This is a genomic window from Mesorhizobium sp. A623, assembly GCF_054489405.1.
The window spans coordinates 14,859-32,575 of sequence record NZ_JBTMXB010000024.1 but is presented as its reverse complement, the minus strand read 5'-3'; the positions used below and the strand labels follow the sequence as shown (position 1 = coordinate 32,575).

The 17,717-nt window shown below is 62.2% G+C and carries 15 protein-coding genes; 6 read left to right on the top strand and 9 right to left on the bottom strand.

Annotation, left to right across the window (positions count from 1 at the left end):
• Positions 1 to 19 precede the first annotated feature (19 nt).
• From ACX3P1_RS20200 to ACX3P1_RS20180, 5 genes are all read left to right on the top strand, one after another.
• A complete protein-coding gene (locus ACX3P1_RS20200; protein WP_459081386.1) occupies positions 20 to 1,048 on the top strand; it encodes a quaternary amine ABC transporter ATP-binding protein in 1,029 nt (342 codons plus the stop codon).
• Positions 1,045 to 3,030, top strand: a complete 1,986-nt coding sequence (locus ACX3P1_RS20195) for an ABC transporter permease (protein WP_459081385.1) — start codon at positions 1,045 to 1,047, stop codon at positions 3,028 to 3,030. Before ACX3P1_RS20200 ends, ACX3P1_RS20195 begins: the two co-directional genes overlap by 4 nt.
• 526 nt (positions 3,031 to 3,556) lie before the next feature.
• Positions 3,557 to 5,266, top strand: coding sequence for an APC family permease (locus ACX3P1_RS20190; RefSeq protein WP_459081384.1), 1,710 nt, complete (start codon positions 3,557 to 3,559; stop codon positions 5,264 to 5,266).
• A 281-nt stretch (positions 5,267 to 5,547) separates the two neighbouring features.
• Positions 5,548 to 5,913 carry a BRA0787 family protein gene (locus ACX3P1_RS20185; protein ID WP_459081383.1) on the top strand — a complete coding sequence of 122 codons (366 nt, stop codon included), beginning with the start codon at positions 5,548 to 5,550 and terminating at the stop codon, positions 5,911 to 5,913.
• 42 nt (positions 5,914 to 5,955) lie between these two features.
• Entirely contained in the window at positions 5,956 to 6,357 is a 402-nt protein-coding gene (locus tag ACX3P1_RS20180) for a group II truncated hemoglobin (RefSeq protein ID WP_459081382.1), read from the top strand.
• A 13-nt stretch (positions 6,358 to 6,370) separates the two neighbouring features.
• On the opposite strand, the gene ACX3P1_RS20175 is transcribed toward ACX3P1_RS20180, so the two are convergent.
• From ACX3P1_RS20175 to ACX3P1_RS20135, 9 genes are all read right to left on the bottom strand, one after another.
• Complete coding sequence (locus tag ACX3P1_RS20175) at positions 6,371 to 6,682, bottom strand: hypothetical protein (RefSeq protein WP_459081381.1); 312 nt, start codon at positions 6,680 to 6,682, stop codon at positions 6,371 to 6,373.
• 60 nt (positions 6,683 to 6,742) lie between these two features.
• A complete protein-coding gene (locus ACX3P1_RS20170; protein ID WP_459081380.1) occupies positions 6,743 to 7,369 on the bottom strand; it encodes a sarcosine oxidase subunit gamma in 627 nt (208 codons plus the stop codon).
• Complete coding sequence (locus tag ACX3P1_RS20165; protein WP_459081379.1) at positions 7,362 to 10,340, bottom strand: sarcosine oxidase subunit alpha family protein; 2,979 nt, start codon at positions 10,338 to 10,340, stop codon at positions 7,362 to 7,364. The genes ACX3P1_RS20170 and ACX3P1_RS20165 overlap by 8 nt, the downstream gene beginning before the upstream one ends.
• Positions 10,340 to 10,645, bottom strand: a complete 306-nt coding sequence (locus ACX3P1_RS20160; protein ID WP_459081378.1) for a sarcosine oxidase subunit delta — start codon at positions 10,643 to 10,645, stop codon at positions 10,340 to 10,342. The genes ACX3P1_RS20165 and ACX3P1_RS20160 overlap by 1 nt, the downstream gene beginning before the upstream one ends.
• Before the next feature lie 13 nt (positions 10,646 to 10,658).
• A complete protein-coding gene (locus ACX3P1_RS20155; protein ID WP_459081377.1) occupies positions 10,659 to 11,912 on the bottom strand; it encodes a sarcosine oxidase subunit beta family protein in 1,254 nt (417 codons plus the stop codon).
• A gap of 28 nt (positions 11,913 to 11,940) precedes the next feature.
• On the bottom strand, positions 11,941 to 13,248 hold the full coding sequence (gene glnT, locus ACX3P1_RS20150) for a type III glutamate--ammonia ligase (protein ID WP_459081421.1): 1,308 nt from the start codon (positions 13,246 to 13,248) through the stop codon (positions 11,941 to 11,943).
• Between the two features lie 62 nt (positions 13,249 to 13,310).
• Positions 13,311 to 14,639, bottom strand: a complete 1,329-nt coding sequence (locus ACX3P1_RS20145) for an FMN-binding glutamate synthase family protein (protein ID WP_459081376.1) — start codon at positions 14,637 to 14,639, stop codon at positions 13,311 to 13,313.
• A 12-nt stretch (positions 14,640 to 14,651) separates the two neighbouring features.
• Entirely contained in the window at positions 14,652 to 15,338 is a 687-nt protein-coding gene (locus ACX3P1_RS20140; RefSeq protein ID WP_459081420.1) for a GltB/FmdC/FwdC-like GXGXG domain-containing protein, read from the bottom strand.
• 46 nt (positions 15,339 to 15,384) lie between these two features.
• A complete protein-coding gene (locus ACX3P1_RS20135; protein ID WP_459081375.1) occupies positions 15,385 to 16,281 on the bottom strand; it encodes a class II glutamine amidotransferase in 897 nt (298 codons plus the stop codon).
• Between the two features lie 297 nt (positions 16,282 to 16,578).
• On the opposite strand from ACX3P1_RS20135, the gene ACX3P1_RS20130 reads away from it, so the two are divergent.
• The gene (locus ACX3P1_RS20130; RefSeq protein WP_459081374.1) at positions 16,579 to 17,712 is read left to right on the top strand and encodes an aminomethyltransferase family protein; all 1,134 of its coding nucleotides are present in this window, start codon (positions 16,579 to 16,581) and stop codon (positions 17,710 to 17,712) included.
• Positions 17,713 to 17,717 lie beyond the last annotated feature (5 nt).

Genomic DNA, 17,717 nt, shown 5'->3' with positions numbered 1-17,717 from the left:
ATCGACAGCGGAGACCGTGATGACCGAAGCCAAGATTTCATGCCGCAATCTCTGGAAGCTTTACGGGGGCGACCCCAAGGGCCTGTTGCGGCAGCATGGCGGCAAGCCGTCGGCGGAAGCCATTCGCGCCAGCGGTTATGTGTCGGCCGTGCAGGACGTGTCGCTCGACATCATGCCCGGCCAGATCCTGGTGGTCATGGGGCTGTCGGGATCGGGGAAGTCGACGCTGTTGCGCTGTCTCGCCCGGCTCGTGGAGCCAACGGCCGGCGAGGTGATCTTCGAGGGCAAGAACCTGCTCGCGGCCTCCGACGCCGAAATGATTGAACTTCGCCGGCACAAGATGGGAATGGTTTTCCAGAATTTCGGCCTGCTTCCGCACCGCACCGTGCTCGAGAACGTGGCGTTTCCGCTTCAGGTGCAGGGGATGGGCCGGCAGCAACGCGAAGCGCGCGCGCGCGAGGTCGTGGAACTGGTCGGCCTGCACGGCCGCGAATCCTACTACCCTCGCGAACTCTCCGGCGGCCAGCAGCAGCGCGTCGGCATCGCCCGGTCGCTCGCCGTCGGACCGGACGTCTGGTTCCTCGACGAACCTTTCTCCGCTCTCGATCCCTTGATCCGCCGCGAAATGCAGGACGAGTTCCTGCGCCTTCAGCAGATGCTCGCCAAGACCATCCTCTTCATCACCCACGATTTCAGCGAGGCCATCCGCGTTGCCGATCGCATCGCGGTCATGAAGGACGGCGTGGTTGAGCAGATAGGCACTGCCGAGGAAATCGTCACGCGGCCCGCGACGCCTTATGTGGCGGAGTTCACCCGCGAGGTTCCGCGCGACCAGTTCCTGTCTGTCGCATCCGTCATGGCGCCCGCGACGGGACGGGCGCCGCAGCCCGGCGCGCTCCAGAGCCGGACCCGGCTGGTGAATGTCGCGCGCCAGGTCCTTTCCTGCGATGAGCCGATCGACGTCGTCGACGAACAGGGCGTGCTGGTCGGCGCCCTGGGCAGGCCAGCCGTCATCGATGCCCTTTACGGCAAGGAAATGCATCCGTGACTGCGTTGGCCGCCCCCGCCTCGCGCGCGATAGGCGAAGCCAACCGAATGGCCGGCCTTGCCAAACTGGCGATCGTCGTCCTGCCATTCGTCACTATCCTGCTGCTGATACCGCTTCTGCCCGGTTGGGCGATCCAGGTTCCGGCGGGCTGGGCAATCCCCTTCATCGACTGGATGAACGCGGCTTTCGATCAGATGCGCCGCTACGAGATTCTGGGCCTGTTCACGGTCAGGGATGTCACCCGCGCGGTGGCGGAGGTGATCAACTGGCCGTTGGTGTTCATGGAAGGGCTGCTGGCCACCGGCTTTCCCAAATTCGGCCTGCCGCCGCTGCCGTGGATCATGATCGCCGGGCTGGCGGGTATATTGGGATGGCACCTGAAGGGAGCAGCACTTGGGGTGCTTTCTGCCGGCGGGGTCGTCTATATGGCGATCTTCGGCAAATGGGAGCTTTCGATGATCACCCTGTCGGTGGTGCTTGTCGCAGTGCCTATCGCTGCGATCATCGGCATGGGCCTCGGCATCGTCGCGGTTAAGAAAAAGTGGTTTGAAGGGCTGCTCGTACCGTTCCTGAACGTCATGCAGTCACTGCCGCACTTCTCCTACCTGATACCGATTGCGATCTTCATCGGGGTGGGACACAAAGCGGGAGCGATCGCGACCATCGCTTTTGCCGTCCCGCCGATGGCGCGGCTTACCATCCTGGGCCTCCGGGGTATTCCCGAGGAAATCCGCGAAGCCGGCAGGATGGCCGGCTGCACCCGGCTGCAAATGCTGTTCATGGTCGAGATACCGGCGGCCAGGCAGGCCCTGCTGGTCGGTATCAACCAGGTCATCATGCAGTGCCTGGCCATGGTGGTCATCGCCGCTTTCGTGGGAGCGAGGGGGCTCGGCCAGGACCTGCTCTTCCGCTTGCAATCGCTCAAGGTCGGGCAGGCGCTGGAAAGCGGCATTGCAATCGTGCTGATGGCGATCGTGCTCGACCAACTTAGCCGGGCCGCCGCCTACAAGCAGCCGGCACGGCCGGTCCCCGGTCCGTTCTGGAAACGCTATCCGCATCTGACGCTGACCGTCGCCCTTATTCTTGCAACGGCCGCGCTCGCCTTTCTGGTGCCTTATGCCCGGACATGGCCGGCTGACCTGACGATAAGCACGGCACCGATCTGGGAGGCGATGATCGACTGGTTCACGACCACGTTCTACGCTCCGCTGCAGTTCTTCCGCGATGGGGTGCTGCTTTACGTGCTGATCCCGACCCGGGATCTTTTCCAGCATATTCCGTGGACGGCGCTGGTCGCGTTGGTGGCGATCGCCGGATGGTCGCTGGGCGGTGCCCGGCTTGCGCTGGTCGTTTCCGGGTTCATCCTGTTCGTCGCCTTCGCCGGGTTCTGGGACCGATCGATGATCACCGCCTATATGGTCACGGTCGCCTTGGCGGTCTGCCTGCTGGTCGGTCTGCCGCTGGGCATATGGGCATCGCGCAGCGCGAGGCGCGCGCAAATCGTCAACGGCTTGTGCGACACCCTGCAAACGTTCCCGTCGTTCATCTACCTGATCCCCGTGATCATGCTGTTCAAGGTGGGGGACGTCGCCGCCATTTCGGCGGTCGTGATCTACGCCATGATCCCGATCGTTCGCTATACCATCTTCGGCCTGCGCAACGTGCCCGCCGAGATCATCGAGGCCGGCATCACGTCGGGATGCACGAAGCGGCAGCTCCTGTGGAGCATCCGCATGCCGCTGGCCATTCCCGAAATCATGCTCGGCATCAATCAGACGATCATGTTCGCGCTGTTCATGGTCATTATCGCGGCCTTCATCGGGACCAAGGATCTCGGCCAGGAAATTTTCCGCGCGCTGACCTTCAACGACGCCGGCAAGGGGCTGGTGCTCGGCCTGTGCGTGGCGTTCATGGGCCTGACGGCCGATCAGTTGATTACCGCATGGGCGACGAAACGAAAGCGCCTGCTAGGCCTCGCGTGAGGAAATGGCTGACGGCTGGAAGGCACTGAGGATTGACCTCGCAATCCAAGCGCCCGATGAAGTGGTTGAGTTGCTGGGACCATATAAGGTCGTAGCCGTCGCGCTGGACCAATGCCACTAGCCGACAAGGTGGATCGCAATTCAGCAGGATAGAGCAGCCCGGTAGCTCGCATGGCTCATAACCTAGACCACATGTTCGCCTGAGACTGGGCACGTCCGTCTCGTAATGTGTGGAGGCGAGATCGCCGACACCCCCGCGGCGCTGTTCAGCATCGCAAAGCAGCCGCTTAAAATGCCAACCCAGATGAGCCAGAGCCTCCGCTAAATCGGTCCGTCTAAAGTCTCAAAAACTCTGACGACGAACACTGGAATTGCTCAACACCGATCTTTCGGAGTCACCTGCGACAAAAAGCTTGACGTCAGCAGAGAACGAGTGGATTTTATCCATGGGAAAAAAACAAGACTAACAGGAAAGTGGGCCGCCGCCACCAAGCGCGGAGAAGCCTTGCAACCAATGGGGGATGTGATGAGCGCACACACGGACGTCGCGGCTGTTGGCAGCGGCGACATTCTGCATCGAACGATCAACTGGCACGGTGCTTTCTGGGTGGCGAGCGGCGTGCCTGCCTTGGTCCTCTTCTCGATCGGCGGCATCGCCGGGACCACCGGCACGCTGGCGTTCGTTATCTGGATGGCATCGATCTGCCTCGGCCTGATCCAATCTTTCACCTACGCCGAGATCGCCGGGCTTTTTCCGTCCAAGTCAGGCGGCGCTTCGGTTTACGGCGCGACCGCCTGGCTGCGCTATTCCAAATTCATCGCGCCGCTTTCGGTGTGGTGCAACTGGCTGGCGTGGACGCCGGTCCTGTCGCTGGGCTGCTCCATCGCCGCGGCCTACATCCTCAATGCGCTGGCTCCGATCCCGCTGATCACGGAAGCGACGCCGGACGTCGTCCAGTATCTTGCCGCCAATACCGGTGCCAGTGTGGCTGATGCCATCGCCGCCGTAACGGCAGGCGCCACGCCGGCCATCCGCACATGGACGGCTTTCCAGGGTTCGCTTGGGCCGGTCAGTTTCTCGCTCAACTCGGTGTTCTGGATCGGCGTCGTGCTGATGCTGATCACCTTCGCCATCCAGCATCGGGGCATCCTCGGCACCGCAAGTGTCCAGAAATATATCGGCCTGCTCGTCATCATCCCGATGCTGATCGTCGGCATCGTGCCGATACTTACCGGCCAGATCAACTGGGCGAACTACACGCCGCTGGTGCCGCTTGCTGAAGCCTATTCGCCGGGAGCCGGCACATGGAGCATATCGGGCTGGACGCTGGTGTTCGGCGGCATGTTCATCGCGGCATGGTCGGCTTACGCCTTCGAAACCGCGATCTGCTACACCAGTGAATTCAAAGACCCTGGCCGCGATACCGTACGGGCTATCCTGTATTCGGGCTTGCTGTGTCTTATTCTCTACACGCTGGTGCCATTCACCTTCCAGGGCGTCCTCGGGCTGAACGGCATGCTGGCGGACCCGATCGTCGACGGCTCCGGCGTAGCGCAGGCTATGGCGCAGATGGTCGGCGGCGGCGGCTTCGTCACCAGCGTCATGGTCATGCTGATGATCCTCGCCCTGATGCTTGCGATCATGACGGCGATGGCCGGCTCCTCGCGCACACTTTATCAGGGCTCCGTCGACGGCTGGCTGCCGCGCTACCTTTCCCACGTCAACACACACGGCGCGCCTACCCGCGCTATGTGGACCGACCTTGTCTTCAATCTCTTCCTGCTGGCTATCGCCGCAGCCGACGCGACGAGCTACTTCTTCATCCTCGCCGTTTCGAATTGCGGTTACATCATCTTCAACTTCCTCAACCTGAACTCCGGCTGGATCCATCGTATGGACAATGGCCACATCAAGCGGCCGTGGCGCGCGCCGACCTTCATGATCGCCATCGGCGCCATCCTGTCCTATGTGAACGCCATGTTCATGGGGGCCGGAGCCAAGGTGTGGAACCCCTGGGCGCTATGGGCCGGCCTGATTGCGGCTTCCCTGATCATTCCGGTGTTCTATTATCGGCACTACATCCAGGATGGCGGGAAGTTCCCGGAACATATGCTGGACGATCTCGGTATCCGCCAGGCGGATCTCACCACCAGAAAGGCGGGTATCCTGCCTTATCTGACGCTAGTCGGCGGCTTGGCGGTCGTGCTTTTTGCGAACTGGTTCTTCGTCATCTGAACCAATGGCCTGGGTAATGAAAAAAGGCCGGCGCACGCGCCGGCCTTTTTTCTGTTCGAAGCTTTGTCGTGAAAAGACGAGGCCCGACACATGCCGGGTGCGAAACTGCTCGAACAGCCTGCGGTACACATGCGTCATTGTGTCGAATCGACATGTATGCCTGATGGGCAACAAAGTTTCTTGTAATTCAAGCGACCGTCTGTAGAATGGATAGGCCGGGATACGCGATGTGTCAGGTCACCAATCCCACAGATCGCCCGGCGAGTTGGAGGAGACGACTGATGGCGGATGTTTTGCCCGTGCTTCACCAGGGCCATGCCTCGATCATGCTGCATGAAGCTTTTCACGAAGCGCTGGAGATAGTGGCGGACTGGCCGCGCGACGGGATCGAGCCGACGATAGCCATCGAAGGCAATATCGTGCCGGTGACTGCCATTTTCTCCAGATTGGCGGAATGCACCGATATCATGCCGCAGCGGACCCGGGATGCCCTCAGGGCAGCGGCCCGGTCGATGATCGGCATTCCCCAACTCGCGGAAGAGGATATATATGCGCCGGGCGCGATCCGCATGCTTTCACTGTGCCGTGAGCGGCTGGTCTCGTTTGCGGCATCCGATTATCGGGTGCTGGCCATGCACCAAGCGTAGAAGGTCACGGCATGGTTGGCCGAAACAGAGGAGGGTAATGGAATGACAGCACTGGCGCCGAGAACGCGATCGCTCTACGAGATGGTCGGCTCGGAACAGGGGCTCGATCAACTGGTTCAGGCATTCTACGACATTATCGAGCAGGATCCAGAAGCACACGAACTGCATCTGCTGCATCTTCGAGGGCATGGCGTCGCCCATTCCCGTATCGAGCAATTCGACTATCTGTCAGGGTTTCTGGGCGGCCCGCGCCATTATTTGCAAAGACATGGCCATACGCGCTTGCGCGAGATCCACGAATACATCCCGATCGATCAGAAGATGCGCGACGTTTGGCTGGACTGTATGCGCAAAGCCATTGTCCGCACCGCGATCCCCGCCGAGACGGCTGATGTTCTCATGGCGCACCTGACGCACGCCGCCGACACGACCATCAACATGTAGCCGGGCAGGGCACCTAGATCGCCGTGTGCCCTATCGGGCGCACAAAGGACGATCTAATACTTTGAGTGAGCATCGGAATAATCCGAAAACCGGATTCCACTTTTCGGTCCGATGCTCTAGATAAGGCATCGCGTTTGGCCATGCCGTATTTGGCCTTGGCCACTGGGCGGATGGCCTCGTCGAGGATGGCTTGGGCGCGCTTCTCGCCGATCTCGCGGACCATTCCCTCATAGATGGGAGCGATGATGGCGGCTTCGATCCTGCGGCGCTGCAGGATGCCGATTTCGCCTTCGAGGGCCTGATTTTTGATGGCCGGGGTGTTCATGCTCGTCTGCCTTTATGCCTATCCTGCAAGCCGCGAACGGTAGCCGGATTTCGCGTAAGGTCACCGAATTTCCGGCACCTCGACGCCATATTCGGCCGAAGCATCGAAGATCGTGTGCCACAGGCTGCCGGCGAAGCTCGCAAAGACCAGCAGGTTGAAAACCGGCGAGCCGTCGGCGGCATCCGCCGAACGCCACAGATTGACCGTCGTGTGATCGATCGAAGTGGTCGCTGCCGCGCCGACCGGGAAGGTGTCGTTGTGAAAATCGAGCGACGATATCTTGGCCAGCGTCTTTCGAGCGTCGGTGCCGGAAATACGGATCAGCGCCCGGCCGTCGGATTGGTCGGACAGCGAAGCGATGCCCTTGAACGTGTCATGCAGCCGGTCCAGCGGCAAAATCGCGCCCTGGCGTGGCGATAGCGCCATGACCTGATCGGGTCCTGACCAGATGATCGTTATGTCCTTGCCGGCCACCGCCTTGGGCGCGGATGGGGCGGCAACGCCGAAATCCGCCTTGATGGCCTTGGCCGTCGCGGCCCATTTCCCGCGCCGGGCGAAGATGAGGACGAGGTCGAAAGCGCGCACCTCCGACAGGGTGATCCCCGGCTTTTGCGTGGCGGCGCCGTAGCGGCCGGCAATGGCGGCATGCTGCAACGGAGAGCGGACGGTCCAGGTGAAATCAGCCACGCTGACGGCCTCCTTCCGGGTCGTAGAAAACCGGGCTGCAGATTTCGACTTCGTAATCTTCGCCGCGCAACGGGTCGTGGGCGCGAACGACCTCGCCAATGCGCTCGCGGCCATGCTCGACCAGCCCGAGGCCGATCCACTGGTTCAGCATCGGCGAGTGGCAGACGGAAGTGACGTAGCCCTGATCCGTATCCGGACCGACCGGCGCGCCCTTGGGAATGATGTGGGCGCCCGAGCGCAGCCGCCGCGTCGTGTCGACCGGCTTGAGACCAACCACGACCTGACGGTTCATTGCCACCAGCGCTTCGCGCTCGGCCATGACGCGGCCGATGAAATCCTTTTTCTTCGACACCATCTTGCCGAGGCCAAGATCGCCAGCGGTCGTCGTGCCGTTGAGTTCGGGGCCGGCGACATGGCCCTTTTCGACACGCATGACACCCAGCGCCTCGGTGCCGTAGGGGATCACGCCGAACGGTGCGCCGGCAATCATCAGATTGGCCGCCATGGCTTCGCCGTAGCGGGCCGGAACCGAAATCTCGAAGGCCATCTCGCCGGAGAAGGAGATGCGGAACAGCCTGGCCCTCAAGCCGCCGCGCAACGCGACCTCACGCGCGGCCATGAAGGGGAAGCCTTCGTTGGACAGGTCCTCGGAAGGGTTGACGATGGCGCGCAGCAGGTCGCGGGTCTTGGGCCCGGCAATCGAGAATTGCGCCCACTGGTCGGTGCACGAGGTCAGCTGCACGTCGAGTTCCGGCCACAGCACCTGCCGGCAGAATTCGAGATGCTGCATCACCGGGCCGGCCTTGGCGGTGGTGGTGGTCAGAAAATAGTGATCTTCCCTCAGCCGTGAGGTGGTGCCGTCGTCCATGACGATGCCGTCCTCGCGCAGCATCAGGCCATAGCGCGCCTTGCCGACAGCGAGCGACGAAAAGGCGTTGACATAGACGCGGTCGAGGAAAATCGCGGCGTCGCGCCCCATGACGTCGATCTTGCCGAGCGTCGAGACGTCGCAGAAACCGACACCGTTGCGCACCGCCAGTACCTCGCGGTTGACGGATGTCAGCCAGTCGGTTTCGCCGGCTAACGGATACCACTGTGCGCGCTTCCACAGGCCGGTATCGACAAACACCGCACCGCGCGTCGCAGCCCAATGATGCGACGGCGTCAGCCGCGTGGCATGAAACGCCTCGTCGCGGTGATGGCCGGCTAGCGCGCCGATCGCCACCGGCACCTGCGGCGGGCGGTAGATCGTCGTACCTGTCTGCGGGATCGAGCGCTTGGTGAGTTCGGCCATGATCGCCAGACCGGTGACATTCGAATTCTTGCCCTGGTCGGTGGCCATGCCAAGCGTCGTGTAGCGCTTGAGATGTTCGACCGACTCGAAGCCTTCCCGCTGCGCCAGCGCGATATCGGACGCCGTCACGTCGTGCTGGAAATCGACAAAAGCCTTGTGCTTGCCTGCGACATGCCAGAGCGGCGCGACGGAAATGCTCTCGTCGGCAGCGCTCGGCGCTTCTCCTGCATTGCCGGTACGACTGCACTCCGAAGCCGCTGAAATTCCGGCCTGGTGGCCGTTGCGCAAGCAGGCGGAGAGTGAAAAATCGCCATTGGCCGCACCCACAGAGGTCATTCCGGGGGGAGAGTCGTCCGGCACGAAGGCGGCGATGTCTTCGCGCCATCTAGGCCGGCCGCGATGATGCGAAGACAGGCCGACGGAAGGATTCCAGCCGCCCGACATGGCAAGCACATCGGCTGCGACTTCAGCGCGGTTGCCGTTTGCCAGCGCGACTTCGATGGCGCTTACGCCCTTGGCGCCGCCGTGAACGTCGGCTACGGTGCCATGATGCATGGCAAAACCGCCGCTCTGCGCCAACGCGCGGCAGCGGTCCGGCACAGTGGCGCGCGAATCTACGACTGCCGCGATCTCGATGCCGGCTCGCATGGCCGTCTCCACCGTTTTCCAGCCGTCATCATTGTTGGTGAACAGCGCCAGTCGCTTGCCCGGTGCCGCCGCGAACCGCTCGATATAGGTGCGCACTGCCGACGCCATCATCACGCCGGGTCGATCGTTGCCGGAAAAGACGATCGGGCGCTCGACCGCGCCGGCCGCGACCACGCTGCGCTTGGCGATAATGCGCCACAGACGTTGCCGGACCTGATGTGCCGGCGGCTCGGCAAGGTGATCGTTTACCCGCTCCAGCGCGGCATAGATTCCGCCATCATAGACGCCGAAGACCGATGTCCGGGTCATGATGCGGACGTTCGGCAAGGACTTCAGTTCAGCCAGCGTCGCGACACGCCAGACGCTCGCCGGCGTGCCGTCAATCTCGCCGCCGTCCGAATTCAATCGGCCGCCGGGTACGGGGTCTTCTTCCGCCAGGATAACGCGGGCGCCAGTGCGGCCTGCGGCAAGGGCAGCAGCCAGTCCGGTCGGCCCCGCCCCGACGACCAGCACGTCGCAATGCGCCCATGCCTTGTCGTAGTGGTCAGGATCGGGGACGCCGCTGGTCATGCCGAGACCGGCGGCACGGCGGATGGCGGGTTCGTAGAGCTTTTCCCAGAATTTCGCCGGCCACATGAAAGTCTTGTAGTAGAAGCCGGCAACGAAGATGGGCGACAGTAGCGAATTGACCGCCATCACGTCGAAGCCGAGCGAAGGCCAGCGGTTCTGGCTTTGCGCGATCAGGCCGTCATACAGCTCGATCGTGGTCGCCTTGGTGTTGGCTTCCTTGCGCGCGCCGCTGCGCAACTCGACCAGCGCGTTCGGCTCCTCCGGCCCGGCGGTCAGGATGCCGCGCGGACGGTGATATTTGAACGAGCGGCCAACCAGCTTGACGCCATTGGCGACCAGCGCCGAGGCCAGCGTGTCGCCGGCAAAGCCTGTCATCGCCGCACCGTCGAAGGTGAAGTTGACCGGCGCGTTGCGGTCGATCAGCCCGCCTTTGGCGAGGCGATTGGATTGTGCTGCCATTATTTTGAACCCGCCTTGGCCGCGCCTGCACCGGGCGCAGCCCGGATGGCCGAGATTTCGTGCGACAGCGTATTGCGCTCGACGACGAGCCACGAGCGGCAGCCGCCGCCGTGATACCAGTATTCGCTCATCTCGCCGGCGACGTTGTCGCGCAGGTAGACATAGTCATAAAAGGCAGCCACTTCCGCCGTCGCATCGGTGGTGGCGTCCCGTGCGACCATGGCCGGGCGCTTCGGCTTGGCATCCCCCAGATAGGTGAATTCGCCGTTCTCCCGCTCGCCGCAAAATGGGCATGCAATACGCATTCCTGATCAGCCTTCAGTGCAAATTCGGTTGGGCGCCCTGGCCCTTCTCATCGATCATGGCGCCACGCTCAAAACGGTCGAGGCGGAAGCGCTTGGCTTCCTCATGCGGCGTATCCGTCGCCAGAAGATGCGCGAATACCAGGCCTGATGCGGGTGTCGCCTTGAAGCCGCCATAGCACCAGCCGGCGTTGAGATAGAGCCCGTCGACCGGCGTCTTATCGATGATCGGAGTGCCGTCCATCGACATGTCCATCAGGCCGCCCCATTGGCGCAGGAGGCGTACGCGGCCGATCATCGGCATCAGCGCCATGCCGCCTTCGCACACGTCTTCCATCGTAGGCATGTTGCCGCGCTGGGCATAGGAATTGTAGCCGTCGAGATCGCCGCCGAAGACCAGCCCGCCCTTGTCGGACTGGCTGACGTAGAAATGCCCCGCGCCGAAGGTGACGACCCCGGGAATGAGCGGCTTGACCGCTTCCGATACGAAGGCCTGCAATACATGGCTTTCGATCGGCAGGCGCATGCCGGCCATCGCCGCGACGCGCGACGAACTGCCGGCGACCGCCATGCCGACCTTGCCGGCGCCGATCTTTCCACGGCTCGTCTCGACGCCGGTGACCTTGCCGTTCTGGTCGCGGGTGAAGCCGGTGACCTCGCAGTTCTGGATGACATCGACGCCGAGCCGATCGCCGGCATGGGCATAGCCCCACACGACGGCGTCGTGGCGCGCGGTGCCGCCGCGGCGCTGCATCAGCCCGCCCTGGATGGGAAAGCGCGCGTTCTCGAAATTGAGGAACGGCATCATCTTGCGGATCTGCGCCTGATCCAGTAATTCGGCGTCGATGCCGTTGATGCGCATGGTGTTGCCGCGCCGGGCGAAGGCGTCGCGCTGGGCATCGGAGTGGTACAGATTGACGATGCCGCGCTGGCTGACCATCGTATTGTAGTTGAGGTCCTGCTCCATGCTCTCCCACAGCTTCATCGACAATTCGTAGAAGCCGGTATTGCCGGGCAGCATGTAGTTGGAGCGGATGATGGTGGTGTTGCGGCCGGCATTGCCGCCGCCAATCCAGCCCTTTTCCAGCACCGCAACGTTACGGATGCCGTATTTTTCGGCCAGGAAATAGGCGGTGGCGAGGCCATGCCCGCCGCCGCCGATGATGACCACGTCGTAGTGCGGCTTGGGAGCGGGGTCACGCCAGGTGCGCGGCCAGTTCCGATGCCCGGACAGGGCTGCGCGCGCCAGGGAGAAGATCGAATATTTCATCGTGATTTTTCCGCAGCGCGGGCCGCCGTCAGACGTCCAGGGTATTGTCGCGTTCCCACTGGGTGAAGTGCGAGGCGTAGGCGTTCCATTCTCTCATCTTGAGCTTGACGAAGGCGTCGACAAGTTCCGTACCGAGCATCTCCTTGAACTCCGTACTTGCTTCCAGAAGCCGCAGGGCATCCAGGAGATTGAGCGGAAGCCTCGGCGCATCCTTGATGGTGTGGCCGTCCTCATACATGTTGATGTCGCTGCGCGGGCCCGGATCGAGCTTGTCGCGAATACCGGCGAGACCAGCCGCGAGAATGACGGCCTGCATCAGGTACGGGTTGGCGGCGCCGTCGGGAAGGCGCAGTTCGAAACGCCCGGGGCCGGGGACGCGCACCATGTGGCTGCGGTTGTTGCCGGTCCAGGTCACTGCATTCGGCGCCCAGGTCGCACCGGAGGTGGTGCGCGGGGCATTGATGCGCTTGTAGGAATTGACGGTGGGGCAAATGATCGCCGTCATCGCCGGGGCGTATTTCATGATGCCGCCGAGGAAATGCATGCCCCGTTCGGATAGTCCGTCTGCCGAAGCATCGTCGGCAAAGACGTTCTTCTCGCCGGTCAGATCCCATGCCGAGATATGAGCATGGCAGCCATTGCCGGTCAGGCCGGGGAACGGCTTCGGCATGAATGTTGCGCGCACTCCGTGTCTTTCGGCGATGGTCTTGATCATGAATTTGAAGAAGGAATAACGGTCGGCCGTGATAAGCACGTCGTCGTAGCGCCAGTTCATCTCGAACTGGCCATTCGCATCCTCATGATCGTTCTGGTAGGGTTCCCAGCCGAGGTTGAGCATGGCGTCGCTCGCTTCGGCGATGATGTCAAAGCGGCGCATCAGCGCCTGCTGGTCATAGCACGGCTTGGGCAGGCGATCGTGTTCGTCTGCGATCATCATGCCGTCCGGGGTGGTCAGGAAAAACTCGGGCTCGACGCCTGTCTTGACGCGAATCCCTTGAGCCGCTGCCTCGGCAACGAGCCGCTTCAGCGTATTGCGAGGGGCCTGATCGACCTTCTTGCCGTCCATCACGCAGTCCGATGCCAGCCAGGCAACATCCGGCTTCCACGGCAACTGGATCACCGAATCGGGGTCCGGCACCGCCAGCATGTCGGAGTTGGCGGGCGTCATGTCCATGCCGCCGGCGAAACCGGCAAAGCCGGCTCCGTCTCTCTGCATGTCGGTGATGGCGCGCGTCGGCACAAGCTTGGCCCGTTGGTAGCCAAGCACGTCGGTGTAGGTAATCATGAAGAACTTGACGTCGCGCGCCTTGGCAAAGGCTGCCAGGTCGCTCTGCACGTTCGATTCCGGTTTGGTGTTGAATTCAGTTCCCAAGAATTGTTCCTCCCAATTCGAACGTTTTAAAAGGAGCCCTTGCCGGGAATCCAGTTTGTTCCCGCCAGCGGCACGCCGGCCATGGCGGCCGCCTCTATGGTCAGGGCACAGAGGTCCTCTGGCTCCAGATTGTGCAGATGGCTTTTGCCGCAAGCGCGCGCGATGGTCTGCGCCTCAAGCGTTATCACCTTCAGGTAGTTGGCCAACCGCCGGCCCGCTGCTATCGGGTCGACACGTTTCATCAATTCGGGGTCCTGTGTCGTGATGCCTGATGGGTCTTTTCCTTCATGCCAGTCGTCATAGGCGCCGGCATAGGTGCCGAGCTTCTGATATTCGGCCTCCCAGCGCGGATCGTTTTCGCCGAGGGCGACCAAGGCGGCGGTGCCAATCGACACGGCATCGGCACCCAGCGCCATCGCCTTGGCGACGTCGGCGCCGTTGCGGATACCGCCTGAGACGATGAGCTGAACCTTGCGGTGCATGCCCAGATCCTGCAGCGCCTGAACGGCCGGACGGACACAGGCGAGCGTCGGCTGGCCGACGTTTTCGATGAAGACTTCCTGCGTCGCCGCGGTTCCGCCCTGCATGCCGTCGAGGACCACGACGTCAGCTCCGGCTTTGACCGCCAGCGCCGTATCGTAATAGGGCCGTGCACCGCCGACCTTTACGTAGATCGGCTTTTCCCAGTCCGTTATCTCGCGGATTTCCAGGATCTTGATCTCGAGATCGTCCGGGCCGGTCCAGTCGGGATGGCGCGAGGCCGAGCGCTGGTCGATGCCCTTCGGCAAGGTGCGCATCTCGGCGACGCGGTCGGAAATCTTTTGGCCGAGCAGCATGCCGCCGCCGCCGGGCTTGGCGCCCTGTCCGACAACGACTTCGATGGCATCCGCGCGCCGCAGGTCGCGCGGATTCATGCCGTAACGCGACGGCAGGTACTGATAGACCAGCGTCTTGGAATGGCCGCGCTCTTCCTCCGTCATGCCGCCGTCGCCGGTCGTCGTCGACGTGCCGGAAAGGGTGGCGCCCCGGCCAAGCGCTTCCTTGGCGGGACCCGACAGCGAGCCGAAGCTCATGCCGGCGATGGTGATCGGGATTTTGAGTTCGATGGGCTTCTTGGCGAAGCGCGCGCCGAGCACGACGCTGGTTTCGCATTTCTCGCGGTAGCCTTCGAGCGGATAGCGCGAAATCGAGGCTCCGAGAAACAACAGATCGTCGAAATTGGGGACCTTGCGCTTGGCTCCGGCACCGCGGATGTCATAGATGCCGGTGGCGGCGGCGCGGCGGATTTCGGAAAGCGTGTACTCGTCGAAGGTCGCGGACCGGCGCGGCGTGGTCGGGGGATTCTGGTAAGTCATGCTGTTCTGCCCTCAATACGCGTCGGCGTTGTCTATATTGAAATTGTAGAGCGTGCGGGCCGACCCGTAGCGCGTGAATTCTTCCGGCTTGACGTCCTTGACGCCGGCGCGGTCGAGCAAATCCTGAACGATGGTGATGTGCTCGGGGCGCATTTCCTTCTTGATGCAATCGGCGCCGAGGCTGTGGACGCTGCCGCGCACGAACAGGCGCGCCTCATAGATCGAATCGCCCAGCGCATCGCCCGCATCGCCGAGAACGACGAGATTGCCCGACTGCGCCATGAACGCCGACATGTGCCCTATGTTGCCACGGACGACGATGTTGATGCCCTTCATCGAAATGCCGCAGCGCGACGAGGCGTTGCCTTCGATGACCAGCAAGCCGCCCCTGCCGGTTGCGCCGGCATACTGGCTGGCGTCGCCCTTGATGACGATGGCGCCCGACATCATGTTTTCGCCGACGCCCGGACCGGCCGAACCATGGACGGTGATGGTCGCCTCGCTGTTCATGCCGCCGCAATAATAGCCGACATTGCCTTTTACGTCGACGCTGATGGGCGCATCGACCCCGGCGGCGACCGCATGGCTGCCCTTGGGGTTCAGGACTTCCCAGGCGGTTTCGTTGGAACCGTCCTTGACGGCATGAAGCGCCTGATTGAGTTCGCGCAATGGCGCCTTCGCAAGGTCGAAGACCCGCATGCCCGAGGTCCTTTCCGTCACGTCGATGACATCATGTTTCACGGTTTCAGTGCTCCCAAAAATAGACGGTGGAGGGTTCAGGCTCCCAGACCCTGGCGTCTTCGATGCCGGGCAGCTTCGCCAGAGCGCGATATTCCGTTCCGAACGCCACATACTGGTCCGTTTCGGCGAGAACCGCCGGCTTGCAGGCGATCGGGTCGCGCACCACGCCGAAGCCGTTCTTGGTGCCTACGACGAAGGTGAAGAAGCCGTCGAGATCGACAAGGCTCGATTCCAGCGCCTGACCAAGATCCTGGCCCTTGGCGATCTGCGAGGACAGATAGGCGGCGGCGACCTCGGTATCGTTCTCGGTTTCGAACTTCATGCCTTCGCGTTTCAGATTGCGGCGCACATTGTTGTGGTTGGAAAGCGAACCGTTATGAACGAGGCACTGATCCGGCCCGGTCGAGAACGGGTGCGCACCCATCGTCGTCACCGCCGATTCCGTCGCCATGCGGGTATGACCGATGCCGTGGGTGCCGGTCATCTTCGAGACTTCGAAGCGCTTGGCCACGTCCGCCGGCAGGCCGACTTCCTTGAAGATTTCAATCGCCTCGCCCATGCCCATGACGCGGGCGTTGGGGCGCAGCTCGACTATCGCATCGCGCGCCGCCGTCAGTTTTTCGCGCGGCACGTCGAAGACGGCATGGGTCGACTTGACCGTCATCTTGACCGGGGAGCCGATCTTCTTGCCGAGTTCGCTATCCAGCCCCGCGAAATCCTGTGCCGGCGATGGCGACTGGACCGTGATCCTGCCGTGATCCTTCTGGCCGGGACCGTAAATGGCGATGCCGGCGCTGTCCGGACCGCGATCGGTCAATGAAACAAGCATCTCCGAAAGCATGGCGCCCAGTTGGGGCTCCAGCGCCTTGTCTTTCAGGAACAATCCAACAATGCCACACATCGGCTTCCAACTCCTTCAATTGCCGGCTTAAGTGCTAGCAGTTTTACAAAACCACTTCAACTACCGTGAATTTTTTTTTCATGCTAGAAAACAAAAAGACAGGGTTCGTCACGTCGTCCAGAGAGGCTCTGCACGGCTGGGGCAGGGGGCTTTCGGGCAGGTTTGCAATTTACCTGCAATGAAATTTTTTGCATACCAGTATTGCGTGCGAGGATTTTTGAGGCAGTATGGCGACACCCTTTGCGGCTTCGCCCGGTCGGAGCGACAAAGACCAAGAAACAGGTAGGAGTGAGCATCATGACGGCATCCTGGCGGTTTTCGACATTGGCCGATCGCCATCGCGCCCTCGGGTCCAAGCTGGAAGACTGGAGCGGCATGGGCACGGCCTGGTCCTACGACAAGGACGCGAACGAGGAATACGTCGCGATCCGCACCAAGGCCGGCCTGATGGACGTGTCGGGCCTCAAGAAGGTGCACATCACCGGCCCGCATGCCGCGCATCTGATAGACCTTGCGACGACCCGCAACGTCGAGAAGATCATGCCCGGCCGTTCGGTCTATGCCTGCATGCTGAACGAGGCCGGCAAATTCACCGACGACTGCGTCATCTACCGTCTCGGGCCCAATAGCTGGATGGTCGTACACGGTTCCGGCACCGGCCACGAGGAATTGCAGCGCGCCGCTGTCGGCCGCGACGTCTCGATCCGTTTCGACGACAATCTTCACAATCTTTCCCTGCAGGGGCCGGTTGCGGTCGACTTTCTCGCCAAGCATGTGCCGGGCATCCGCGATCTCAACTACTTCCACCATATGCAGACGCAGCTTTTCGGCTTTCCCGTCATGATCTCGCGCACCGGCTATACCGGCGAGCGCGGCTATGAAATCTTCTGTCGTGGCCAGGATGCGGGGGCGATCTGGGACACGATCGTCAAGGAGGGCAAGAGCATGGGCATCATTCCGTGCCGCTTCACCACCCTCGACATGCTCCGCGTCGAAAGCTATCTGCTGTTCTACCCCTATGATAATTCGCAGAAATACCCCTTTGCCGACGAGGGGCCTGGCGATACACTGTGGGAACTGGGGCTGGACTTCACCGTCAGCCCCGGCAAGACCGGGTTCCGCGGCGCCGAGGAGCATTACCGCCTGAAGGGCAAGGAGCGCTTCAAGATCTTCGGTGTCCTTCTGGACGGCAAGGAGCCGGCCGACGAAGGCGCCAAAGTGTTCCGGAACGGCAAGAAGGTCGGCGTGGTAACCTGCGCGATGGTTTCGCCGCTCACCGGGAAATCCATGGGCATCGCCCGCCTGGATGTCGATTGCGCCGTGCAGGACACCCCGCTCGAAATCCACAACGGCAGCGGCACGATCAAGGCTTCGGCCCATACCCTGCCGTTCGATGACCCGAAGAAACTGAAACGGACTGCGAAAGGCTAACTTGG